Origin of the sequence: Micromonospora citrea (assembly GCF_900090315.1) — a bacterium.
GTDB classification, from domain to species: Bacteria; Actinomycetota; Actinomycetes; order Mycobacteriales; family Micromonosporaceae; genus Micromonospora; species Micromonospora citrea.
This window is the reverse complement of sequence record NZ_FMHZ01000002.1, coordinates 648,438-669,199: the sequence shown is the minus strand read 5'-3', so window position 1 is coordinate 669,199 and position 20,762 is coordinate 648,438. Positions and strand designations below refer to the sequence as shown.

At 73.9% G+C, this 20,762-nt stretch carries 19 protein-coding genes; 11 read left to right on the top strand and 8 right to left on the bottom strand.

The annotated features are described in order from the left end of the window. The first annotated feature begins 5 nt into the window (after window positions 1-5). The 8 genes from GA0070606_RS03295 (at window position 6) to GA0070606_RS03260 (ending at window position 6,988) form a co-directional block, all read left to right on the top strand. A complete protein-coding gene (locus GA0070606_RS03295) occupies window positions 6-410 on the top strand; it encodes a roadblock/LC7 domain-containing protein (protein WP_091094994.1) in 405 nt (134 codons plus the stop codon). A 44-nt stretch (window positions 411-454) separates the two neighbouring features. Then, a complete protein-coding gene (locus GA0070606_RS03290) occupies window positions 455-1,648 on the top strand; it encodes an ABC transporter substrate-binding protein (protein WP_091094993.1) in 1,194 nt (397 codons plus the stop codon). Next, window positions 1,645-2,538: a branched-chain amino acid ABC transporter permease gene (locus tag GA0070606_RS03285; protein WP_091094992.1), complete on the top strand. Its 894-nt coding sequence runs from the start codon at window positions 1,645-1,647 to the stop codon at window positions 2,536-2,538. The genes GA0070606_RS03290 and GA0070606_RS03285 overlap by 4 nt, the downstream gene beginning before the upstream one ends. Next, window positions 2,535-3,554 (top strand): branched-chain amino acid ABC transporter permease, encoded by a 1,020-nt coding sequence (locus GA0070606_RS03280; RefSeq protein WP_091094991.1) that lies wholly within the window; start codon window positions 2,535-2,537, stop codon window positions 3,552-3,554. Before GA0070606_RS03285 ends, GA0070606_RS03280 begins: the two co-directional genes overlap by 4 nt. Beyond that, window positions 3,551-4,294: an ABC transporter ATP-binding protein gene (locus tag GA0070606_RS03275; protein WP_091094990.1), complete on the top strand. Its 744-nt coding sequence runs from the start codon at window positions 3,551-3,553 to the stop codon at window positions 4,292-4,294. Before GA0070606_RS03280 ends, GA0070606_RS03275 begins: the two co-directional genes overlap by 4 nt. Continuing rightward, window positions 4,294-5,118, top strand: a complete 825-nt coding sequence (locus GA0070606_RS03270; protein ID WP_091094989.1) for an ABC transporter ATP-binding protein — start codon at window positions 4,294-4,296, stop codon at window positions 5,116-5,118. The genes GA0070606_RS03275 and GA0070606_RS03270 overlap by 1 nt, the downstream gene beginning before the upstream one ends. Continuing rightward, window positions 5,099-5,902, top strand: coding sequence for a class I SAM-dependent methyltransferase (locus tag GA0070606_RS03265; protein WP_091094988.1), 804 nt, complete (start codon window positions 5,099-5,101; stop codon window positions 5,900-5,902). Before GA0070606_RS03270 ends, GA0070606_RS03265 begins: the two co-directional genes overlap by 20 nt. 162 nt (window positions 5,903-6,064) lie before the next feature. Beyond that, window positions 6,065-6,988: a diacylglycerol/lipid kinase family protein gene (locus GA0070606_RS03260; RefSeq protein ID WP_091094987.1), complete on the top strand. Its 924-nt coding sequence runs from the start codon at window positions 6,065-6,067 to the stop codon at window positions 6,986-6,988. A gap of 24 nt (window positions 6,989-7,012) precedes the next feature. Here the strand turns inward: GA0070606_RS03260 and GA0070606_RS03255 are convergent, their stop codons facing one another. From GA0070606_RS03255 to GA0070606_RS03225, 7 genes are read right to left on the bottom strand one after another with little or no spacing between them, the layout of a single operon-like run. Next, window positions 7,013-7,714 (bottom strand): N-acetylmannosamine-6-phosphate 2-epimerase, encoded by a 702-nt coding sequence (locus GA0070606_RS03255; RefSeq protein WP_091094986.1) that lies wholly within the window; start codon window positions 7,712-7,714, stop codon window positions 7,013-7,015. Continuing rightward, window positions 7,711-8,664 carry an ROK family protein gene (locus tag GA0070606_RS03250; RefSeq protein WP_091094985.1) on the bottom strand — a complete coding sequence of 318 codons (954 nt, stop codon included), beginning with the start codon at window positions 8,662-8,664 and terminating at the stop codon, window positions 7,711-7,713. The genes GA0070606_RS03255 and GA0070606_RS03250 overlap by 4 nt, the downstream gene beginning before the upstream one ends. Next, entirely contained in the window at window positions 8,661-9,503 is an 843-nt protein-coding gene (locus GA0070606_RS03245; protein ID WP_091094984.1) for a carbohydrate ABC transporter permease, read from the bottom strand. The genes GA0070606_RS03250 and GA0070606_RS03245 overlap by 4 nt, the downstream gene beginning before the upstream one ends. After that, window positions 9,493-10,446, bottom strand: coding sequence for a carbohydrate ABC transporter permease (locus tag GA0070606_RS03240; RefSeq protein ID WP_091094983.1), 954 nt, complete (start codon window positions 10,444-10,446; stop codon window positions 9,493-9,495). Before GA0070606_RS03240 ends, GA0070606_RS03245 begins: the two co-directional genes overlap by 11 nt. A 12-nt stretch (window positions 10,447-10,458) precedes the next feature. Then, window positions 10,459-11,742, bottom strand: coding sequence for an ABC transporter substrate-binding protein (locus GA0070606_RS03235; RefSeq protein WP_091094982.1), 1,284 nt, complete (start codon window positions 11,740-11,742; stop codon window positions 10,459-10,461). A 23-nt stretch (window positions 11,743-11,765) separates the two neighbouring features. Then, window positions 11,766-13,361 (bottom strand): FAD-dependent oxidoreductase, encoded by a 1,596-nt coding sequence (locus tag GA0070606_RS03230; RefSeq protein ID WP_091094981.1) that lies wholly within the window; start codon window positions 13,359-13,361, stop codon window positions 11,766-11,768. A gap of 59 nt (window positions 13,362-13,420) precedes the next feature. Beyond that, the gene (locus GA0070606_RS03225) at window positions 13,421-14,425 is read right to left on the bottom strand and encodes a LacI family DNA-binding transcriptional regulator (protein WP_245724551.1); all 1,005 of its coding nucleotides are present in this window, start codon (window positions 14,423-14,425) and stop codon (window positions 13,421-13,423) included. Between the two features lie 526 nt (window positions 14,426-14,951). On the opposite strand from GA0070606_RS03225, the gene GA0070606_RS03220 reads away from it, so the two are divergent. Next, window positions 14,952-16,307, top strand: coding sequence for a glycoside hydrolase family protein (locus tag GA0070606_RS03220; RefSeq protein ID WP_141721565.1), 1,356 nt, complete (start codon window positions 14,952-14,954; stop codon window positions 16,305-16,307). Window positions 16,308-16,498: 191 nt separating this feature from the next. Here the strand turns inward: GA0070606_RS03220 and GA0070606_RS03215 are convergent, their stop codons facing one another. Beyond that, a complete protein-coding gene (locus tag GA0070606_RS03215; RefSeq protein ID WP_245724550.1) occupies window positions 16,499-18,646 on the bottom strand; it encodes an MMPL family transporter in 2,148 nt (715 codons plus the stop codon). Window positions 18,647-18,754: 108 nt separating this feature from the next. On the opposite strand from GA0070606_RS03215, the gene GA0070606_RS03210 reads away from it, so the two are divergent. Then, a complete protein-coding gene (locus GA0070606_RS03210) occupies window positions 18,755-20,059 on the top strand; it encodes a sensor histidine kinase (RefSeq protein WP_091094977.1) in 1,305 nt (434 codons plus the stop codon). Then, the gene (locus GA0070606_RS03205) at window positions 20,011-20,655 is read left to right on the top strand and encodes a LuxR C-terminal-related transcriptional regulator (protein ID WP_091094976.1); all 645 of its coding nucleotides are present in this window, start codon (window positions 20,011-20,013) and stop codon (window positions 20,653-20,655) included. Before GA0070606_RS03210 ends, GA0070606_RS03205 begins: the two co-directional genes overlap by 49 nt. Window positions 20,656-20,762 lie beyond the last annotated feature (107 nt).

Here is a 20,762-nt window from a genome sequence, read left to right as displayed (position 1 = left end):
AGCACGTGACCGACCAACAGGATCTCGGCTGGCTGCTGGACGCCTTCGCCGAGCGCGCCACCGAGGTCAGCCATGCGATCGCGATCTCCAGCGACGGCCTGATGGTGGCCGCCACCCGGGGCCTCCCGCCGGACCGGGCGGACCAGTTGGCGGCGACCGGCAGCGGGCTGGTCAGCCTGCTGCGCGGCGCGGCCGCCTTCTTCGACGCCGGGGCGGTGATCTCCAACGTCACCCAGCTCGAGGGCGGCTTCATGTTCTCGATGGCCTTCAACGACGGCGCGTCCCTGCTGGTGCTCGCCGACCCGCAGTGCGACGTCGGCAAGGTCTCCTACGAGATGACCGAGCTGGCGAACCGCATCGGCGACGCGCTCACCCCCGCGGCCCGGGCGGCGCTCAGCCGCAGCCGCTGACACCCGGCCCACGCCGGAACCCCCATCCCCTCGCAGGAGAAGACATGTCTCTGACCACCCCCGGGCGCCGCCGTGCCCGCGTCGCGGCGCTGCTCGCCGCCGTCCTGCTCGCCACCACCGCCTGTGCCGACGACGGGCCCGGCTCCGGGCCCACCGGATCGATCAAGATCGGCCTGCTGGCGTCGCTGTCGGGCACCTACCAGGCGGTCGGCAAGGAGATCCGCGCCGGTTTCGAGCTCTACCTGGCCACCCACGACGGCAAGCTCGGCGGCCGGAAGGTGGACCTGGTCGTCGCCGACGAGGGCAACGGCGCCGCGACCGCGGTGCCCGCCGCGACGAAGCTGCTCAAGCAGGACCGCGTGGTCGCCCTCACCGGGATCGTCGGCGGCGGCTCGGTGGCGGCGGTCTACCCGCTGCTCAACGAGACGAAGGTGCCGTTCGTCGGCTCGAACGGGCGCCCCGAACTCAAGGACGTCTCCCGCATCTGGCACACCTCCTACCTCTCCGACGAGCCGGGGGAGGCGATCGCCCGCCACGTGCGCGACAACGTCAGGGGCAGCGTCTACGCCATCGGCCCGGACTACCAGGGCGGCTGGGACGAGCTGCGGGGCTTCACCGACGCGTTCGCCGCGGCCGGCGGCAAGCTGGCCAACCCCGACGGCAAAACCACCTTCACCCCGTTCCCGACGACCACCAACTTCACCCCGTACTTCGCCCGGATCAAGGCCTCGGGCGCGAACGCCGTCTACACCTTCTACGCCGGCAGCTCGGCCGTCGACTTCGTCAAGCAGTACGCCCAGTCGGAGATCCGGGACCTGCCGCTCTACGCCGCCGGGTTCCTCACCGAGGGCGGGGTGCTCGACGCCCAGGGCGAGGCCGCCCGCGACATCTACTCGGTGCTCAACTACTCGCCCGACCTCGACAACGCCGAGAACCGCGCCTTCGTGGCCGCCTGGAAGACCAGGAACGACGGCTCCCCGACGACGTACGCGATGGCCTCCTACGACGCGGCGGCCGTGCTCGACCGCGCCATCGCGGCGGCCGGCGACGACCCGACACCGGAGAGCGTCAACGCGGCCATCGGCCAGCTCGGCCAGATCGCCAGCCCGCGCGGCACCTGGCAGTTCTCGCCGACCACCCACGCGCCGGTGCAGAAGTGGTACCTCCGGCAGGTGCGCCAGGACGGCCGGGCGCTGTCGAACACCGTCGTGGGTGACCTCGCCACCGTCGGCGGGTGAGCGCCGTGGCGGCCGACACGCGAATCGATCCGTACCTGGTTCCCGCGCTGGACGGGGTGGCCTACGGGCTGCTGCTCTTCGTCGCCGCGGCGGGACTGGTGCTCTGCTTCGGCGTCGCCGGCATCCTGAACCTGGCGCACGGCACCCTGTACGCGATCGGCGGGTACACCGCCGCCGCGCTGCTCGACGGCGGCTGGCCGAGCCTGCTGCTGGCCCTGGCGGTCGGGGTGGTCGCCGCCACCGCGGCCGGCGCGCTGGTCGCCGCGCTGCTCACCCGCGTCGCCGCGCGCAACCACCTCACCCAGGCGCTGCTGACCTTCGGGGTGGCGCTGGCCGGCGGCAGCCTGCTCGTGGCCGCGTTCGGGCCGGACGACCCGCCGGTGCGCGTGCCCGCCGCGCTGGACGGGTCGGTCTCCGTCGCCGGGCACCGCTACGCCGCGTACCGGCTGGTCTTCATCGTCGTCGCGGCCGTGCTCGCCGGTTTGCTGCACCTCACGGTGCGGCGCACCCGGGCCGGGATGCTGGTCCGCGCGGCCGTCGACGACGCCGAGATGGTGGCCGCGCTCGGGGTGAGCCCGGCCTGGATCCGGGTGGGCGTGCTCGCCGCCGCCGGGGCGCTGGCCGGCGCGGCCGGCGTGCTCGGCGCGCCGATCATCGGTCCCGGGCCGGACACCGCCGACTCGGTGCTGCTGCTGTCGCTGGTGGTCGTCGTCCTCGGCGGCCTCGGGTCGATGACCGGTACCCTGCTGGCCGCGCTCGCCGTCGGGCAGATCCAGACCCTCGGGGTGGCGCTGGCGCCGGCGGCCGCCCCGTTCCTGCTCTTCGCCGCCATGGCCGCGGTCCTGGCCGTGCGGGCCCGCGGCCTGGCCACGGCCCGGAGGGCGACGTGAGGCAGGAGGCGGTACGCGCGCTGCGGCGCGGCGTCGCCGTGCTCGTCCTGGCCGGCCTTCTGCTGGCGCCGTGGGCGGTCGACGACTACACCGCCGCGCTGCTCGCCCGCACCCTCGCTCTCGGCCTGGTGGGGGTGAGCGTCGCCCTGCTCACCGGCGTGGCCGGGCTGCCCACCCTCGGGCAGACCGCGCCCTACGCGGCCGGCGCGTACGCCAGCGCGGTCCTCGGCAGCCGGCTCTCCGACGTGGGGGTGGTGCACCTGGGCGTCGCGGCGGCGGCCGGGGCGGCGCTGGCCGCGGCGACCGTTCCGCTCGTGGTGTCCGCCCGCGGGGTGGTGGTCCTGATGATCACCCTGGCGGTCGGCGAACTCGTGGTGACGCTCGTCGGCCGGTGGCGGTCGGTGACCGGCGGCACCGACGGGCTCGCCGGGGTGCCGCCGGTACGTCCGCTGTGGGGGCTGCCGGTCCTGGCCACCGACCGGGCCCGCTACCTGTACACCCTGGTCGTCGTCGCCGTGCTGGTCGCCGCGGTGCTGCTGGTCCTGCGCACCCGGGTCGGCCTGCTGCTGCGGGCGGGCCGGGACGACGAGGCGCGGCTGCGGGCCAGCGGCCACCGGGTGTCGGCGCAGGTGGCCGGCGTGCACGTGGCGGCGGGGGCGGTCGCGGGCGCGGCGGGCTCGCTGCTCGTGGTGGCCCAGCAGTTCATCTCGCCGGCCGACTTCGGCTTCGACACCTCGGCGCTGCTGCTGCTCGGGGTGGTGATCGGCGGCACCGCGTCGGTCGGCGGCGCGCTGGTGGGCGCCGCGATCGTCATCGCCGGGCGGGACTGGCTCTTCGGGGTGCTCCCCGGCTACGCGCCACTGGTGCTGGGGGTGGCGTTCGTCGTCACCGTCCACCTGCTTCCCGGCGACGGGCACCGACCGCCGGCCGTGCGGGGGAGGCTGCTCCCGGGCCTGCCGGCGCGGCCCCCCGATCCCGCCGCGGAGCGGCCGGCGCCGACGGGAGCACGCGCATGACGCCGCTGCTGTCCGCCCGAGGCGTCACCGTCCGGTACGGGTCGCTGGCCGCGCTCGACGGGGTCGACCTGCGGGTCGACCACGGCCAGCGGCACGCCCTCATCGGGCCCAACGGTGCCGGCAAGACCACCCTGCTCGACGTGCTCGGCGGAGCCACGCGGGCGGACGGCGGCCGGGTGCACCTCGCCGGCCGGGACGTCACCCGGCTCGGGCCGGCCGCCCGCGCACGGCGCGGCATCGGCCGGATCCATCAGCGTCCCGCCACCTGGTCGAGCCTCACCGCTACCGAGAACGTGGTGGTGGCCGCGCTGCCGCACGCGGTGCGGCCCGGCCGGTGGCGCCCGGGGGCGAAGCGCGCCGCCGCCGAGCGCACGGCGGGGGTGATGCTGGAGCGGCTGGGCCTGCGTGACGTGGGCGGCGTCCCCGCCGGCCGGCTCGCCCACGGGCAGCGGCGCCAACTGGAGATCGCCATGGCCCTGGCCGGCCGGCCGCGGCTGCTGCTGCTCGACGAACCGGCCGCCGGGCTCTCCGCCGTCGAGGTCGGCGGGCTGGTGGAGTTCCTGCGGAACCTGCCGCGCGCCGTCGCGGTGCTGCTGGTCGAGCACCGGCTGGACCTGGTGTACGCGCTCTGCGACCGGGTGACGGTGCTGCGCGACGGCCGGACGGTGGCCACCGGGACCCCCGCCGAGATCCGCGCCTCCGGTCCGGTCCGGCAGGCCTGGGCGGAGGGGGTGTCCTGATGCTGCGGACGGAACGGCTCTGCGCCGGCTACGCAGGCGGGATCGTGCTGCACGAGGTCAGCCTCGACGTGGCGGCGGGCACCGTGCAGGCGGTGGTGGGCCGCAACGGCGCCGGGAAGAGCACCCTGGTGCACGCCGTCGCCGGGCTGGTGCGGCCCTACAGCGGGCGCGTCGAAGTCGGGGGTGTGCAGGTGGCCGGCCGGCAGCCGCACCGGATCGCCCGGTGCGGGGTCGGGCTCGTCCCGCAGGGCCGGCGGGTCTTCTCCCGGTTGACGGTGGCCGAGCACCTCGTCCTCGCGGCCGCGCCGTGGCGGGCCGCGACGCCGGGCGGCGAGGGGTGGACGGTCGCGCGGATCCTGGAGCTGCTGCCACGGTTGGCGGCCCGGCTGCGCCACCGCGGCGACCAGCTCTCCGGCGGCGAGCAGCAGATGCTGGCGATCGCCCGGGCCCTGCTCGGCCAGCCCCGGGTGCTGCTGCTCGACGAGCCGTGCGAAGGGCTCGCCCCCGATCTGGCGGCCCGGGTGCGTGACCTCGTCGGCGCCCTCGCCAGGACGGGGCTGACCGTGCTGCTCGTCGAGCAGCAGCTCCCGTACGCCATCGAGGTCGCCGACCGGATCGCGGTGCTCGAGTACGGCCGGGTGGTCTACGACCGGCCGGCGGACGAGGCCCGGGCCGACCCGGGCCGGCTGGCGGCGATGCTCAGCGTCGCCGCGGTCGTGGAGCCGCCGGCTCCCCGACCGGTGCCCGGGCTCTGGGCCGGTTCCGCGCACCTGACCCGACCATCCTCGACAGGGGTGAGCAACGATGCCGACAGACATCCGTGACACCGAGTACACCTTCGACAACGGCTCCCCGGACGCCGTGCCCCAGCTGCGGGCGCTGGAGTCGTTCCTGGACCCGGTGACCGCGACGCGGCTCGCCGCTCCGGTGCTCGCCCCGGGCGGCGTGTGCTGGGAGATCGGCGCCGGTGGCGGCTCGGTCGCCCGGAGCGTGGCCGAGGCGGTCGGCCCGGCGGGACGCGTGCTGGCGACCGACATCGACACCGCGCACCTCGCCCCGGGTGCCAACCTCGACGTCCGCCGTCACGACGTGCGCACCGAGCCGCCCCCCGGGGACGCCTTCGACCTGATCCACGCCCGCCTGGTGCTGCTGCACCTGCCGGAGCGGCGGCGCGTGCTGGCCTCGCTGGCCGGCGCGCTGGCCCCCGGCGGGTGGCTGGTGATCGAGGAGTTCGACTGCACCGCGCCGCTGCGGGTGCTGACCGCGCCGAGCGACGACGCGGCGAAGCTCTTCGCCCAGGTGACCGACGCGATGCTCGGCATCCTCCAGAGCCACGGCGCGGATCTGGCCTGGGCGCAGGACGTGCACGCGCAGCTGGCAGCGGCGGGCCTGGTCGACGTCGACACCGTCACCCACTCGCGGAGTTGGCCCGGTGGCTCGCTCGGGGCGTCGCTCCACGAGACGAACTCCCGGCAACTGGAGCCGGAACTTCTCGACGCGGGGGTGTCGCCCGGCCAACTGGAGGCGTTCCGCAGGCTCCTGCGCGACCCCGGGTTCGCCGTGATGTCGTACCAGTTCGTGTCGACCCGGGGCCGACGTCCGGTGTGAGGTGTGCGGCGGGACCCCTCGCCCGTTGCGCCGTGGCGCCGGCGGGCCGGTCGGCGGGACGCTCGTCGTGGCGTTCCGCCGACCGGCCGTACCCCACGGCCGTGCTCGGCCACACCCTGGCCCAGGCGTGGAAACCGGGCCGCCTGGGTATCACCGCCGGCCATGAGCACGAGCACCGCGCCGGCGGCTGTCGGCAGGGTCGCCGTCGTCGCCCACCGTAGGAAGAGCCTCGGCGGCGGCCTCGACGCGCTGCGCGCGGAACTGGCCGGCGCCGGGGTCGAGGACCTGCTCTGGTACGAGGTGCCCAAGAGCCGCAAGGCGCCGAAGAAGGTCCGTAAGGCGCTGAAGAAGGGCGCCGAACTGATCTTCGTGTGGGGCGGCGACGGCATGGTGCAGCGCTGCGCCGACACCCTCGCCGGCGCGGACGCCGCCATGGCGATCCTGCCCGCCGGCACCGCCAACCTCTTCGCCGCGAACCTCGGCATCCCCGAGGACCTGCCCGAGGCGGTCCGGATCGGTCTGTGTGGCCGGCGGCGCGCCCTCGACCTCGGCAGGCTCAACGGCGAGCACTTCGCCGTCATGGCCGGCGCCGGCTTCGACGGCGACCTGATCCGTGACGCCGACCGCACGCTCAAGGGCCGGTTCGGCCGCCTCGCGTACATGTGGACGGGGTTGCGGCACGTGCGGGGCGAACTGGTCGCCACCCGGATCACCGTCGACGGCGCGAAGTGGTTCGACGGCGAGGCGAGCTGCGTGCTGTTCGGCAACGTCGGCACCATCACCGGCGGCATCCCCGCCTTCGACGACGCCCGCCCCGACGACGGCTGCCTGGAGGTCGGCGTGTCCACCGCCAACGGCGCGGTCGACTGGGCGCGCACCCTCGGCCGGATGGCCGCCGGCCGCTCGGAGGAGTCGCCGTTCGTACGCGTCACGCGAGGCCGCAGGATCAAGGTGCGGCTGGCTGCGCCGCGCACGTACGAGCTCGACGGCGGCGCGCGCAAGGAGGTCTCCACGCTGAAGGTGCGGGTGATGCCCGGCGCGCTCACGGTCTGCTGCCCGCCGTCCGAAGTGCCGGGAGAGCGCTGAGACTCCGCCGGCGCGGCGGTGGTGCTACGCCCCGTGCGTCCCGGCGGGACGGCGGACGGCCCCCACGAGCCGGCGCGTGATCCACAACGGTGAGGTGATCGCGTTGCCCATCACCACCGCGTGGGCGCCGGCCGCGAAGGCCCGGTCGACGTGCTCCGGCTCGCGGTAGCGGCCCTCGGCGATCACCGGCACCGGAACGAGCGCGGCGAGTTCCGCCACGAGTGCCAGGTCGGGACCGTCCCGGCGAGGGCTGGACGGGGTGTAGCCGGAGAGCGTCGTGGCCACCGCGTCCGCGCCGTCGCGGACGGCGGCCACGCCCTCCGCCGCCGTGGCGACGTCGGCGAGGACCAACGCCTCCGTCCGGGCCCGGATCGCGCGGACCGTGTCGGCGAAGGTCCGCCCGTCCGGACGGGGGCGGTCGGTGGCGTCGACGGCGACGACGTGCGCCCCGGCCGCCGCCACGCCGACGGCGTGCTCCGCCGTGGGGGTGATGAACACCCCGTCGACGCCGTCCTTGTGCAGACCGATCACCGGCACGTCGACGGCGGCGCGGATCGCCGCGACGTCGGCCGGTCCGTTGGCCCGGATCGCCACCGCGCCGCCGCGTACGACCGCCGCCGCCACCCGGGCCTGGACGTGGGGGTCGCGCATCGGGTCGTCGGGCTCGTCGTTCAGCGGTTGGCAGGAGACCACCAGCCCGCCGGCCAGGTCGTCGAACACGTTCATCGTCTCGTCCTTCCGTCGCGGGGAGAGGGGCGTGTCCCACCGACGCCCGGCGGAACGTCGCCGGCGAGTCGGGCCGCGCCGACCGCGACGGCGTCGCCGCCCAGCGCCGCGGGGAGCAGGGGCACGTCCGCCCAGGCCGGGGGCAGTTCGGCCGCGAAGGCCGCGGCGGCGCCGGGAAGCAGCGCGTCGGCCGCGCCGCCGGCCACGACCACCGCCTGCGGATCGAGCAGGGCGACCAGTCCCGCGAGCGCACCGCCGAGGGCGGCGCCGGCGCGGTCCAGCACCTCCCGGGCGGTCGGGTCGCCGGTCGCCGCCCGCTGCGCCACGGCCCGGCCGGTGATCCGCAGGCCGGTCTCCAGGGCGTACGCGCCAGCCAGTCCCGTGCCCGAGGCGATGCCCTCCAGGTGCCCGTACCGGCCGCAGCCGCAGCGCAGCCGCTCGGCGCCGGGCGCCGGAAGGTGCCCCACCTCGCCGGCTCCGCCCCGGGCGCCGGTGGAGATCCGACCGCCCTGGAGCATCGCGCCGCCCAGGCCGGTGCCGACCGCGACCAGCAGCAGCTCCCGCCGGTCGTGGCCGGCGCCGACCCAGCTCTCGCCGAGCGCGGCGGCGTTCACGTCGTTGGTGACCCGCACCGGTCGGGCCAGCCGTTCGGCCAACTCGTCGGCGACCGGTGTGCCGGACCAGCCGGGCAGGCTGTCGGTGGCGTACCGGACGGTGCCGGTGGCCGGGTCGATCGCGCCGGCGGCGCCCACGCCGACCGGACCGTCGTCGGCCGCGTCGAGCAGGTCCCGGGCGAGCCGCGCGGCGGTGTCCAGCACGGCGGCCGGGCCCGACGTGGCCGGGGTGGGTGCCCGGCGTCGCCCGAGCACCCGCCCGTCCGCCCCGACCAGCGCCGCCACGGTCTTGGTGCCGCCGATGTCGACGCCGACCCGGGGAGCCGGCGCCGTCATCCCTTGAGGCCGGTGTGGGCCAGTCCCTCGACGAACTGCTTCTGCGCGATGACGAAGACCGCCAGGACCGGCAGCGCGGTCATCGAGGCCGCGGCGAGCTGGACGTTCCACATCGGGCCGCCGTAGGCGTCGACGAACTGGGTGAGCGCCTGGGGCAGGGTGAACTTCTCCGGGGAGGAGAGGAACACGATCGGCTCCAGGTACAGGTTCCAGCTGTGCAGGAACGTGAAGATGGCGACCGCGCCCAGTGCGGGCCGGGACAGCGGCAGGGCGATCTTCCAGAAGGTGGCGAACCGGCCCAGCCCGTCCACGCGGGCCGCCTCCTCCAACTCGCCGGGGAGGCTGATGAAGAACTGCCGCATGATGAACGTGGCCAGGACGCTCGGCGCGCCGAGGATCGGCACCAGGATCAGCGGCCAGTGGGTGTCGACCAGGCCCAGCTTGAAGAACATCTGGAACAGCGGGACGATCGTCACCTCGCTCGGGATGAGCAGGCCGGCGAGGATCACCAGGAACAGCACGTTCTGGCCACGGAAGCGGATCCGGGCGAAGGCGTACCCGGCCAGCGCCGCCACCGCCAGGGTGCCGACGGTGACCACCAGCGCGATGTAGAGGCTGTTCAGGTACTGCTGACCGAACGGCTGCAACTCGAACACCCGCCGGTACGCGTCCAGCTGCGGGTCGACCGGCAGGAGCTGCGGCGGGAAGGCGAAGATGTCGGCCACCGGCTTCAGCGACGACGTGACCATCCACCAGGTCGGGAAGACGAACGGGACCGCCAGGACCATCAGCACCCCGTAGAGCACCAGCTTGGTCCGGCGCGACAGCTCACGACTCATGGTGGACCCACCTCTTACGCATCTGCCACTGCAGCACGGTGAGCGCGAGCACGATGCCGAACAGCACGATCGACAGGGTGGCGCCGTAGCCGAAGTGGTGGAACTGGAACGCCTGCTGGTAGAGGTAGTAGACGAGCACCGTGGTCGAGGTGCCGGGGCCGCCCTGGGTGAGCACCGCGATCTGCGCGAAGACCTGCAACGAGCCGACCACCGTGATGATCGAGGTGAGCAGGATGGTCGGGCTGATCATCGGCACCGTGATCCGCCAGAACTGGCGCAGCCGGCTCGCCCCGTCGACCTCGGCGGCCTCGTACAGCTCGGCCGGCACGCCCTGGAGGGCGGCCAGGAAGAGCACCATGTTCAGGCCGACGTTCTTGAACACCTGCACCACGACGACCGAGACCATGGCGGTGGTCTCGCCGCGCAGCCAGTTCGGCCCGTCCACGCCGATCGTGTCGAGCAGGCCGTTCACGCCGCCGTTGTCCTGCAGCAGGAACCCCCACACGATCGTCCAGGCGACAAGCGAGACGACCACGGGGGAGAAGAACAGGGTGCGGAACACGATCGTGCCGCGCAGCCTCTGGTTGAGCAGTACGGCCAGCAGCAGGGCCAGGGCGAGGTTGAACACCACCAACCCGACCGAGAAGAGGCCGGTGGCCCGCAGCACCGGGCCGAGGTTGGTGTCCTCGCCCAGCGCCGCGTAGTTCTCGGTGCCGACGAACTCGAACGTGCCGGCCAGCACGTTCCACTCGTGCAGGCTGTACCAGACCACCAGGATCAGCGGCAGGATCACGAAGACGGCGCTGCCGATGAGTTGGGGCGCGATGAACAGGTAACCGGTGAGCTGGTCGCGGCGGCGGCTGGTCCAGTACGGCCGCGGCGGCGGCCGGTCCCGGGTGGGCGGGGCCTCGACCCCGCCCACCGTCGTGTCCGTCTGGGACATGGTCAGGCTGCCCTACTTCGCCAGCAGCGGCTGGATCTTGGTGCAGACGCCGTCCAGGACGGCCTTGACGTCCGCGTCCGCCTTCCACAGCGGGTCGAGCCCGGCGCGCACCTGCTGGCTGAGCTCGGCCTGCCCGGCGTGACTCGGCTTGACCACGCCGTTGGTGATGCCGTCGATGACGACCTTCTGCAACTGCTCGGGCTTGAGCATCGGGTTCGTCTTGCCCAGCGTCTCCGCGGTCAGCTGCGACTGGCGCGGCGGCGGGAAGAACTGGGCGAGCTTGGCCGAGTTGGTGGGGTTGGTCAGGAAGGCGAGGAAGCCGGCCGCGGCGTCGGCGTTCTTGCTCTTCTTCATCACCCCGATGCCGGCCTGGCCGATCACGGAGTAGCTTCCCTTGGGGCCGGCCGGCAGCGGGACCAGGTCCCAGCCGAAGCCGTCCGGCTTCAGCAGCGAGGCGCGGGAGATCTGGGTGACCGTCATCGCCGCGTCGCCGGCGAAGAAGTCGGCGGTCGTGCCCGGGCCGGGCAGCGCCTTGCCGGTGAAGATCGCCTTGTGCAGGGTGGTCATCGCCTCGACCATCTCCGGGGCGGCGAAGCCGCAGGACTTTCCGTCCTCGCTCCACGCCTGCGCGCCCCAGCCGGTCCAGAACGTCGACAGGTTGTCCCAGCCCTTGTAGTCGAAGTCGCGGATCACCAGGCCGGCCTTGCCGGTCGCGCCCGCCGTGGCTCCGGCGACGGACAGCGCGCTGTCCCAGTTCCACTGCCCGGCCGCGATCAGCTCGGCCGGGGTCTTCTGCCCGGCCTTCTTGATCAGGTCGGTGTTGACGAAGACCCCGAACGGCGAGGTGGAGAACGGGTACGCGTACAGCTTGCCGTCGTTCTGCCAGAGCTTGAGGGTGGCCGGGGAGATGTCGTCGTACTGGTAGCCGTCGGTCTTCCTCAGGGTGTCGTCCAGCGGCAGCAGCGCCCCGGAGGAGACGAAGTCGGGGGCGGAGTTCTCGAACACCCAGGCCAGGTCGGGCGCGTTCCCGCCGGCGATCTGGGTGGTCAGCGTCGTGGTGTAGTTCTCGAACGGCAGCGGGTCGAACGTGATGGCCGCGACCTCCGGATGGGTCTTGCGGTACTCGTCGGCGATCTCGTTGAACAGCTTGAGGTGCGCCTCGTTGGCCGACCAGACGGTCATCCGCAGGCTGGCCGGGCCCTTGTCCCCGGCCTCGTCACCGCCGCCGCAGGCGGACAGCGCGAGGACGCCGGCCAGTGCCGCGGCGACACCGCGCACACCCTTTCCCAATCTCATGATCTTCTCCTCACCGGGGGTGTTCAGTAGCCCGCGATCTCGGGCCAGCGCGTCTCCACGCCGGCCGCCGAGAGGCGGTCCTGGAAGTCGGCCAGCAGGCGGGGGGTGCCGCGGACCGCGCGCGGGGACTCGCCCCGCGCCAGACAGAAGTCGGCGAGCATGCCGGCGACCTCGCCGACGTTCCACTCGACCGGGTGCAACCGGTAGCTGCCGTTGGTGACGTGTGTGGTGCCGATGTTCTTGCCGGCCGGCAGCAGGTTCTCGACGCGTTGCGGGACCAGCGCGCCGAGGGGGATCTCGAACGGGCAGGAGCCGACGTCGATGTAGTTGTCGCCGCCGGTGGAGGGGTGCAGGTCGATGCGGTACATCCCCACGCCGACCGAGTCCGGGTAGGAGACCGCGCCGTGCTCGCCGCGCACGGCCAGCGACAGGTCCTGCTCGACCACCGTGTACTCGGCCCGGATGCGGCGCGACTCCCGGATGTAGGGGGCCTGCGCCAGGCCGTCGCGGCTGCCGGTCACGTCGCCGCGCAGGCGCAGGCCGGGGAAGCCGGTGCCGCCGTCCGGGCGGGGTGCCTCGGTCTGCAACCAGTAGAGGACCGAGTACGACAGCTCGCGGGCCTTGCCCAGGTGCCACGACGCGTTCGGCACGTCGATGACGGGGCCCTCGAAATAGTCGATCATCGGCCAGTTCACCAGCGTGATGTCGCTGCCGTACGCGCCGTCGGTGAAGTTGCGCCGGGCGGCGATGCGCCGGAACGTCCAGAGGTTGCCGTCGCCCGGGTTGAGCCGCTGGTCGGCGTTGACGGTCAGCGGGTCGTCGTCGGGGTTGGGGGTGAAGCTGCGTTCGACGATCTCCAGGGTGCGCGGGTGCGGCGATCGCCAGGACAGCAGCCGGTCGCCCCAGAAGTCGGGCTTGTAGTCGCGCCAGAAGTCGTAGTTGGCCGGGCGGTCGATGGTGTGGTCGCCGTCGACGTGGTCGAGGGCGAAGCAGACGGAGACGGCCTGCATGTTCATCGGCTGCGCCTCGGCCGGCGCGCTGGGCTCGCCGGTGTCGGCCCGCGACTCGAAGCCGGTGACGTACTCGGTGCCGGTCAGCGGCAGCAGCTCGCCGGTCTCGGTGGCGTCGAGGACGTACGGGGCGGTGACGTCGATGCGGTCGTCGCGGTCGCGGTGCGCGAGGGTCACCGCGACCACGCGGTCCCCGTCGGTCTCGGCGGCGACCGGCCGGTACGGCTGGAGGACGGTCAGCCGGCCGGATCCGCGGTACGGCGCCAGCATCTGCTCGATGACGGCGACGGCCACCCGGGGCTCGTGACAGATCCGGCTGACCCAGCCGGCCCCGGGGTTGAGATCGGTCCAGGCCCGCGACCGTTCGGTCAGCGGGTAGTGCCGGCGGTAGTAGTCGCGGATCCCGGTGCGCAGGGCCCGGTAGCTCGCGGTGGCGCCGAACTGTTCGATCCAGGAGTGCTCGTCCGGCGGGACGGCCTGGCTGGTGAGCTGCCCGCCGAGCCAGTCGAACTCCTCGGTCAGGATGACCGACCGGCCGGAGCGGGCCGCGGCGAGCGCCGCCGCCACCCCGCCCAGCCCGCCCCCGACGACGAGGACGTCCGCACGCATCTGTACCACTTGCTTCCTTCCGGTTGCACGGTCACCGCGTGGGCGCGGCCGACCGCCGATCAGGGGGCGCCGAGGGTGTCGCCCTCGACGAGTTCGCAGGGGAGCAGCCGCTGTTGCACGCCGTCGGCGCTGCCGTCGATGACCCCGGTCAGCACCTCGACGGACTGCCGGCCCATCTCCTCGCGCGGGATGCGGAACCCGGTGAACGTGAGGTCGGTGGGCACCGGGACCGTCGGGTCGCCGAGGGTCAGGATCGACAGGTCGCCGGGCACGGTCAGGCCGCGCCGCCGGGTGGCCAGTTCGAGTTCCACGGCGGTGGCGAAGTCCTCCACGAAGGCGACGGTGGTCCGGTCGGCCAGCAGGTCGTCGAGGATCGCCTCGGCGTCCCGGTCCACGGTCGTCAGGTGGCGGGCGTTGTCCGCGGCCGTCGTGGCGGCGACGAACCCGCGCCGCCGGTCCTCCGACGACTCCGCGGTGGTGCCCATGTTCAGGTAGGCCAGGCGCCGGTGTCCGCGGGCGAGGGCCAGGCCGACCAGCTCGCTGACCGCGGTGGTGTAGTCGGCGCCGACGTACGGCACCGGGCCGCCGGCGTCGTCGCGGCGGCCGACGGCGACGTACGGGAAGCCGTCGCGGTTGAGCCGGTGCAGCTCGGCGGCGTCGATCTCCCGCCCGAGCAGGATGCACCCGTCGGCCAGGCGGAGCCGGTTGTCCTGGTGGAAGATGCGTCGCCGGCCGTCGATCACCGGGGCGCTGGTGAACAGCAGCAGGTCGCAGCCGGCCCGTTCGGCGTACTCCTCGATGCCGAGCAGGAACGGGTGGAAGAAGTCGCGGCTGCCGCTGGGAAAGGCCGGCTCGTAGGTGAAGACGCCGATGATCCGGTTGAACCGCGAGGCGAGCCGGCGGGCCACGGGGTCGGCGGCGTACCCGGTCTCCGCGATCGCCCGCAGCACGCGGTCGCGGGTTTCGGGCGCGATCCGGACGTCGGTGTCGGCCCGGTTGTTGAGCACCAGCGACACGGTTGCCTGGCTGACGCCGGCCAGTCGCGCGATGTCACGCTGCGTCACACGTCTGGGCGTAGTGGGCACGTCGGGTCCTTCCGGTGCGGCTAATGCGTATTAGCGCTCGGCGTTGGAGAGGAGCCTGGCGGTCCGACCGGGTCGGTGTCAAGAGGTCTCCGTGAGATTTCGTAGCGATGAACTCCCAGGAGTAATGCGCATTAGCCAGGTTGGTGTGCCGGCCGGTCGCCCGGCTCGCCGGCGCCCGGCCGGTCGACGGCCGCCACTGCCGACGCTCGCCGCGCGAACCCCTTGACAGGGCGTGGCCCGGTCGAGCAGCATTCGAGAAAGATAGATGCTAATACGTATTAGTGGCCGGCGAGATGGCCCTTCCGTCGGGCACGGTCAGCCGCGTTCCCTACTCAACGTGACCTCTCGCTGCGCCGTGCCGTCGCAGCGGGACATCTGAGGGTCCACAGTCGGCACGGGCGCGACCGTCCACGCTCCGTGCTCCCCGCGTCAACGGCCCGCACACGAGCAACCGGGCCGGGGCCGGCCGGGGGAGTCCGCCACCCACCAGAGAGCAGGAAGACCGATGACGAAAGCACCTGTCCCACTGCCGCGCCGCGCCGCCGTGGCGGCGGTCAGCGCGGGCATGCTGGTCGCCACCATGACCGGCGCCGCGCCCGCCGCCGCCGAACCGGCTGTCGACTTTCCGCGCTTCACCTACGCGGGCACCGCGTTCGACAAGGGCGCCCTCACCTACAACCCGACCGACGAGTTCATCTTCCCGAGCGTCATCCGGGCCGCCGACTACTTCGCCAACCCGCTCGGCACCTACTACCTGTACTACGCGCCCCACGAGCGGCCCGGCGGGATCGCCCTGGCGTACGCGGACTCGATCGACGGGCCGTGGACCGAATACCGGGCCAACCCGCTGATCAGCAACACCTGGCCGCCCCACTACTCCACGGTCAGCCACATCTCCTCGCCGCACGCCATCTGGGTCGAGGGGGAGCGCAAGCTGTTCCTGTACTTCCACGGCGAGAACTCGATCACCCGGTACGCCACCTCCGAGGACGGCATCCACTTCGACTACGGCGGCACGGCGGTCAGCCGGGACGCCACCACCGGCGGGGAGACGTCCTACGCCCGGGTCTTCGAACAGGCGGTGCCGCGGTTGGGCACCCGCTACCTGATGCTCTTCATGGACAACCCCACCGCCGCGCTGCCCGGGCCGACCGGGCCGGTGTCGCGGCGGATCCGCTGGGCGGTCTCCCCGGACGCGCGGACCTGGACGATCCAGCCCGACCCGATCGTGACCCCGCAGGGCATCGAGGGGCCGAACGCCTCGGGGCCGTTCTTCCTGCGGTGGAAGGGCCGGAACCTGGTGATCTTCCACGCGGCCGACGGCAACATGCACGCGGTGGACGTCGGCGACGACTTCGACCGGGAGGTCCACCTCGGCATCGTGCACGACTCGATGAACGTGGCGCCGGACCTGGGCCGGTCGGCGGCGCCGACCTTCTACTTCGACGGCCGCACCGCGCACATGTACTACGAGGCCGGTGGGCGGCTCACCGCGACGATCGGCCACGCCGTCGCCACCCTCGACCAGCCGGTGCCGGCCCGGGAGCTGGACTGCGTGGTGGACCGACCGGTCCTCTGGCCGCCGAACCACGAGCTGGTCGACGTCACCGTGACGGCGAGCCTGCGCGACGGCGTCCTCGGCCCGAACGCGTTCAGCCTCACGAACGTGACCGGCGGCGACGCCACGGACGTCAGCGGCTTCACCAGCGGTACGCCGGACACCAGCGGGCAGCTGCGGGCGGAACGGGCCGGTGACGGCGGGGACCGGGTCTACACCCTGACGTACGCGGGCCACGACGAGATCGGTCGGCCGGTCGGCTGCAGCGTGACCGTCACCGTGCCGCACGACCAGGGCAACTGACCGCATCCGGCGGGCGGCACGCGCCCGTACCCCTTGCGTCGCTGAGGCCGGGCGACCGCCCCACCCCCAGGTGGCGATGCGGTGCCGCGCCGGCCGCACCCCCGGACGCGGCGCCGGCCGCACACCCCCTCCGGGTGCGGCCGGCGCCCGCCGGGGTCAGCCCCGCCGAGGCGGGCGGGCCCGCCCGGCCGTCACGGCCGCGCCGGGACCGGCCGCGCCGGCGTCCGGACCGGCGGCGTCGCCCGCCGCGACAGGACGCCCGGCCACCAGGTGCCGCGGCCGATCTCCAGCGCCAGGGCCGGGACGAGCAGGCTGCGCACCAGGAACGTGTCCAGCAGCACGCCGACGCCGACGATGACGGCCGACTGCACCGACGGCACCAGCGGCAGCACGGCGAGCGCGCCGAAGGTGGCCGCCAGCACCACGCCCGCGCTGGTGATGACGCCGCCGGTCACGGTCAGCGCGTGCAGCACCCCCCGCCGGTGCCCGAGTTGCGCCGCCTCCTCCCTGGCCCGGGTGGCCAGGAAGATCGTGTAGTCCACGCCGAGGGCGACCAGGAACAGGAACGTCTGCAGCGGGATGCCGACGAACAGCTTGGGGTAGCCCGTCGCGTCGAGGATCAGCCCGGCCGCGCCCATCGCGGCCACGTAGGACAGCACCACGCTCGCCAGCAGCAGCAGCGGGGCGACCAGGGCCCGCAGCAGCAGCACCAGCACGGCGAACACCACCGCCAGGATCAGCGGGACGACGACCCGGTTGTCCCGGCCGACGGTGCGTTCCTCGTCGAGCAGGTACGCGCTGTCGCCGCCGACGAGCGCCTGCGAGCCGGGTACGGCGTGCACGGCGGCGCGGAGCCGGTCGACGGTGTCCAGGGCGGCGTCGCTGTCCGGCGTGTCGGCGAGGACGGCCGCCATCCGGACCCACCGGCCGTCGGGGGAGCGCTGCGGCTCGCTCACGTCGGCGACTCCGGGCACCCCGCGGGCGGCGGTCACCACCTGGTCGGCCGTGCCGGCGGCGGCCAGGATCTCGGCGGGCGCCACGGTCCCGCTCGGGTAGTGCGCGGCGATCATCCGCTGGCCCGTGACCGAGCCGACCTCGGTGGTGAACGACTGCTCGGCGGGCATGCCGATGCTGAGGTTGCCGATGCCGAAGGTGAGGGCGACCAGCGCCGCCGCGGTCCCCAGCCAGACCGCGCGCGGGCGGCGGCCGACGACGCCGGCGATCCGGCGCCACAGCCCGTGCCCGGCGGCCACGTCGTCGGCGACCGCGCCGGGGCTGTGGCGGGGCACGAACGGCCAGAACAGCCAGCGCCCGAAGACGACCAGCACGGCGGGTAGCAGCGTGGTCATGGCGAGGAACGCCGCGGCGATGCCGACCGCGCCGACCGGGCCCAGGCCCCGGGTGGCCGGCAGGTCGGCGGCGAGCAGGCACAGCAGGCCGACCGCCACGGTCGCCGCCGAGGCGCAGATCGCGCCGATCGACCGCCGCAGCGCCACGGCCATCGCGACGTGCCGGTCGGCGTGCCGGCGCAGCTCCTCCCGGTACCGGGCGATGAGCAGCAGGGCGTAGTCCACGCCGACGCCGAAGACCAGCACGGTGAGGATGCTCTGGCTCTGGAAGTCGACGGGCAGGCCGCCGTGCTCGGCCAGCAGGTAGACGACCGCGCTGGCGAGCTGGCTGGCCAGCGCGACCGTGATGAGCGGGATCAGCCACAGGATCGGGCTGCGGTAGGTGACGAGCAGCAGCAGCGCGACGGTGCCCGCGGTGGCCAGCAGCAGGGCGACGTCCATGCCGGCGAACGCGTCGAAGACGTCCTCGGTGGCGGCGGCCTCGCCGGTGAGGGCGGTACGCAGCCCGCCGGGAACGTCGGCGGCGAGCCGGTCCCTGATGTCGGCCACCGCCTCGGCCCGTCGCGTGTCGTCGCCGGCGACCGGGAAGGACACCAGCACCGCCTTGCCGTCCTCGCTCGGCACCGGCGGCGGCACCTGGCCGCCGTCGGCGAAGGCGGCGTACGCGGCCCGGTCGGCGTCGACCTTCGCGCGGTCGGCGTCGGTCAGCCCGCTGTCGCGCACGTAGACGGCGACCGCGAGGGGCGCCTGGGAGTCGGGGAAGGCGGCCTCCGCCCGCTGTACGGCCCGGCTGGACTCGACGCCGGCGGGCAACGCGCCGAGGGTGTCGTTGTTCTGCGCGTCGGTCAGCTTGACCGCCAGGGGTCCGGCCACCGCGACGAGGACGAGCCAGAAGACGAGCATCGCGTACTTGGTGCGTCGGCCGGACGGTAGGCCGGCCAGTCGTTGCCGCCGGGACATGTCGGGTCTCTCCTGCCTGGTTGTGGTCACGCCTCGATCCTTCGGCGGGCGTGGGCAGAGGGCAGGGGTGGCAGGTCCCGAACGGCGGTGGTGTTAGCACCACCGATTCCGGCCGGGCCGGTGTCGGAGAATGGGCGCGTGGACAGCTCCCTACGCGCGTTCGTCCGGCGGTCGGTGCGGCCCGGCGCGGTGGCCGCCGCGCAGGGCCTGGCCGTGTCCCTGCTCTGCCTGACGACCAATGCGGCGCTGTTCGTGCTGTCGGTGGTGTCGCTCGCGCTGATCCCCGCCCTCGGCATCGGGTTCGCGCTGTTTCCCGCGGTGACCGTGCTGGTGCGGTGGTCGGTGGGGCTGCAACGCCGGCTGGCCGGGTGGGGCGGCACGCCGATCGCGTCGCCGTACCCGCCGGTGCCCGAGGACGCCCGGCTCGGCACGTGGCGGCGGTTCCGTTGGGTGGTGGGCGATCCGGCGACGTGGCGGGACCTCGCCTGGCTGGTGCCGGGCGGCGTGACCGGCGCGGCGTGCCTGCTGGCGTTCGTGCTGCCGGTGTACGGGCTGGAGGGCGTCCTGCTGGTGCCGCTGGTGCTGTTCCTCACCGTGGACTGGTACGGCTACGGCGTCTTCTGGCCGATGGACAACCTCGCGAAGGCGGTGCTGTCCGTACCCCAGGGGTGGTTGTTCCTCTTCGCCGGCCTGGTGGTCGCGCCGTGGCTGGTGTGGTTGCACTTCCGCTTCGCCGGTTTCTTCCTGGCCCCGACCCGCGCGCAGGAGCTGGCGCTGCGGGTCCGCGAGCTCACCACCACCCGTGCCGACACGGTCGACACCCAGGCCGCGGAGCTGCGGCGCATCGAGCGTGACCTGCACGACGGGGCGCAGGCCCGCCTCGTCGCGCTGCGGATGAGCATCGGGCTGGCCGAGAAGCTGTTGGCCGACGACCCGGCCGCGGCGCAGCGGCTGCTGACCGAGGCGCAGGAGGCCAGCGGGCAGGCCCTGGTGGAGCTGCGCGACCTCGTCCGCGGCATCTATCCGCCGGTGCTCGCCGAGCGCGGCCTGGGCGGCGCCGTGCGGGCGCTCGCCCTGGCCGTGCCGCTGCCCGTGGACCTCGACGTGGAGCTGCCCGGCAGCCCGCCGGCGGCGGTCGAGTCGGCGGCCTACTTCGCGGTGGCCGAGGCGCTGGCCAACGTCACCAAGCACAGCGGCGCGGCGCGGGCGTGGATCCGCCTGGCGTACGGCGACGGCACGTTGACGATGGTGGTCGGCGACGACGGCCGGGGCGGCGCGACGCCCGGTTCGGGGACCGGCCTGTCGGGCGTGCGCCGCCGTCTGGCAGCCTTCGATGGCACGATCACCGTGACGAGTCCGCCCGGCGGACCGACTGTCGTGACCATGGAGCTGCCGTGCGAGTTGTCATCGCGGAGGATCTCGCCCTCCTCCGGGACGGGCTGACGCGCATCCTCGACGCGTTCGGCTTCCAGGTGGTCGAGGCCGTCGCCGACGGGCCGTCGGTGCTGCCGGCGCTGGTCCGGCACCGTCCGGACGTCGCGGTCGTCGACGTGCGGCTGCCGCCGACCTTCACCGACGAGGGGCTCCAGGCGGCGTTGCAGGCCCGCACCCGGCTGCCGGGCCTGCCGATCCTGGTGCTGTCCCAGCACGTCGAGCAGTTGTACGCCCGGGAGCTGCTCGCCGACCGGGGCGGGGGAGTGGGCTACCTGTTGAAGGACCGGGTGTCCAACGTGGACCAGTTCGTCGACGCGGTGCGCCGGGTGGCCGCCGGCGGCATGGTGATGGACCCCGAGGTCGTCTCCCAGCTCCTCGCCCGCAACTCGGCGGCGCAGCCGCTGCGGGAGCTGACGGCCCGGGAGCGCGAGGTGCTGGGTCTGATGGCCGAGGGCCGGTCGAACGCGGCGATCGCCGGGCGGCTGTTCGTCACCGAGAAGGCGGTCAGCAAGCACATCAACAGCATCTTCAGCAAGCTGGGCATGCCGCCGTCCGAGGACGACAACCGCCGGGTGCTCGCGGTCCTCGCCTACCTGCACGGCTGACCGGGCCGATCCCCGCCGGACTTGTCGCCGCCGACGCCCGGGTGGTGTGCCCGGGCGGGTCCGGGCCCGACGGGCGTGCCCCGTGGCCGAAACATATCTTCATTGCC

Bases quoted from the DNA above. Each gene is read 5' to 3' on its own strand.
- GA0070606_RS03290 (WP_091094993.1), top strand. From the start codon at position 455: ATGTCTCTGACCACCCCCGGGCGCCGCCGTGCCCGCGTCGCGGCGCTG.
- GA0070606_RS03275 (WP_091094990.1), top strand. From the start codon at position 3,551: ATGACGCCGCTGCTGTCCGCCCGAGGCGTCACCGTCCGGTACGGGTCG.
- GA0070606_RS03270 (WP_091094989.1), top strand. From the start codon at position 4,294: ATGCTGCGGACGGAACGGCTCTGCGCCGGCTACGCAGGCGGGATCGTG.
- GA0070606_RS03265 (WP_091094988.1), top strand. From the start codon at position 5,099: ATGCCGACAGACATCCGTGACACCGAGTACACCTTCGACAACGGCTCC.
- GA0070606_RS03260 (WP_091094987.1), top strand. From the start codon at position 6,065: ATGAGCACGAGCACCGCGCCGGCGGCTGTCGGCAGGGTCGCCGTCGTC.
- GA0070606_RS03255 (WP_091094986.1), bottom strand. From the start codon at position 7,714: ATGAACGTGTTCGACGACCTGGCCGGCGGGCTGGTGGTCTCCTGCCAA.
- GA0070606_RS03250 (WP_091094985.1), bottom strand. From the start codon at position 8,664: ATGACGGCGCCGGCTCCCCGGGTCGGCGTCGACATCGGCGGCACCAAG.
- GA0070606_RS03245 (WP_091094984.1), bottom strand. From the start codon at position 9,503: ATGAGTCGTGAGCTGTCGCGCCGGACCAAGCTGGTGCTCTACGGGGTG.
- GA0070606_RS03240 (WP_091094983.1), bottom strand. From the start codon at position 10,446: ATGTCCCAGACGGACACGACGGTGGGCGGGGTCGAGGCCCCGCCCACC.
- GA0070606_RS03235 (WP_091094982.1), bottom strand. From the start codon at position 11,742: ATGAGATTGGGAAAGGGTGTGCGCGGTGTCGCCGCGGCACTGGCCGGC.
- GA0070606_RS03230 (WP_091094981.1), bottom strand. From the start codon at position 13,361: ATGCGTGCGGACGTCCTCGTCGTCGGGGGCGGGCTGGGCGGGGTGGCG.
- GA0070606_RS03220 (WP_141721565.1), top strand. From the start codon at position 14,952: ATGACGAAAGCACCTGTCCCACTGCCGCGCCGCGCCGCCGTGGCGGCG.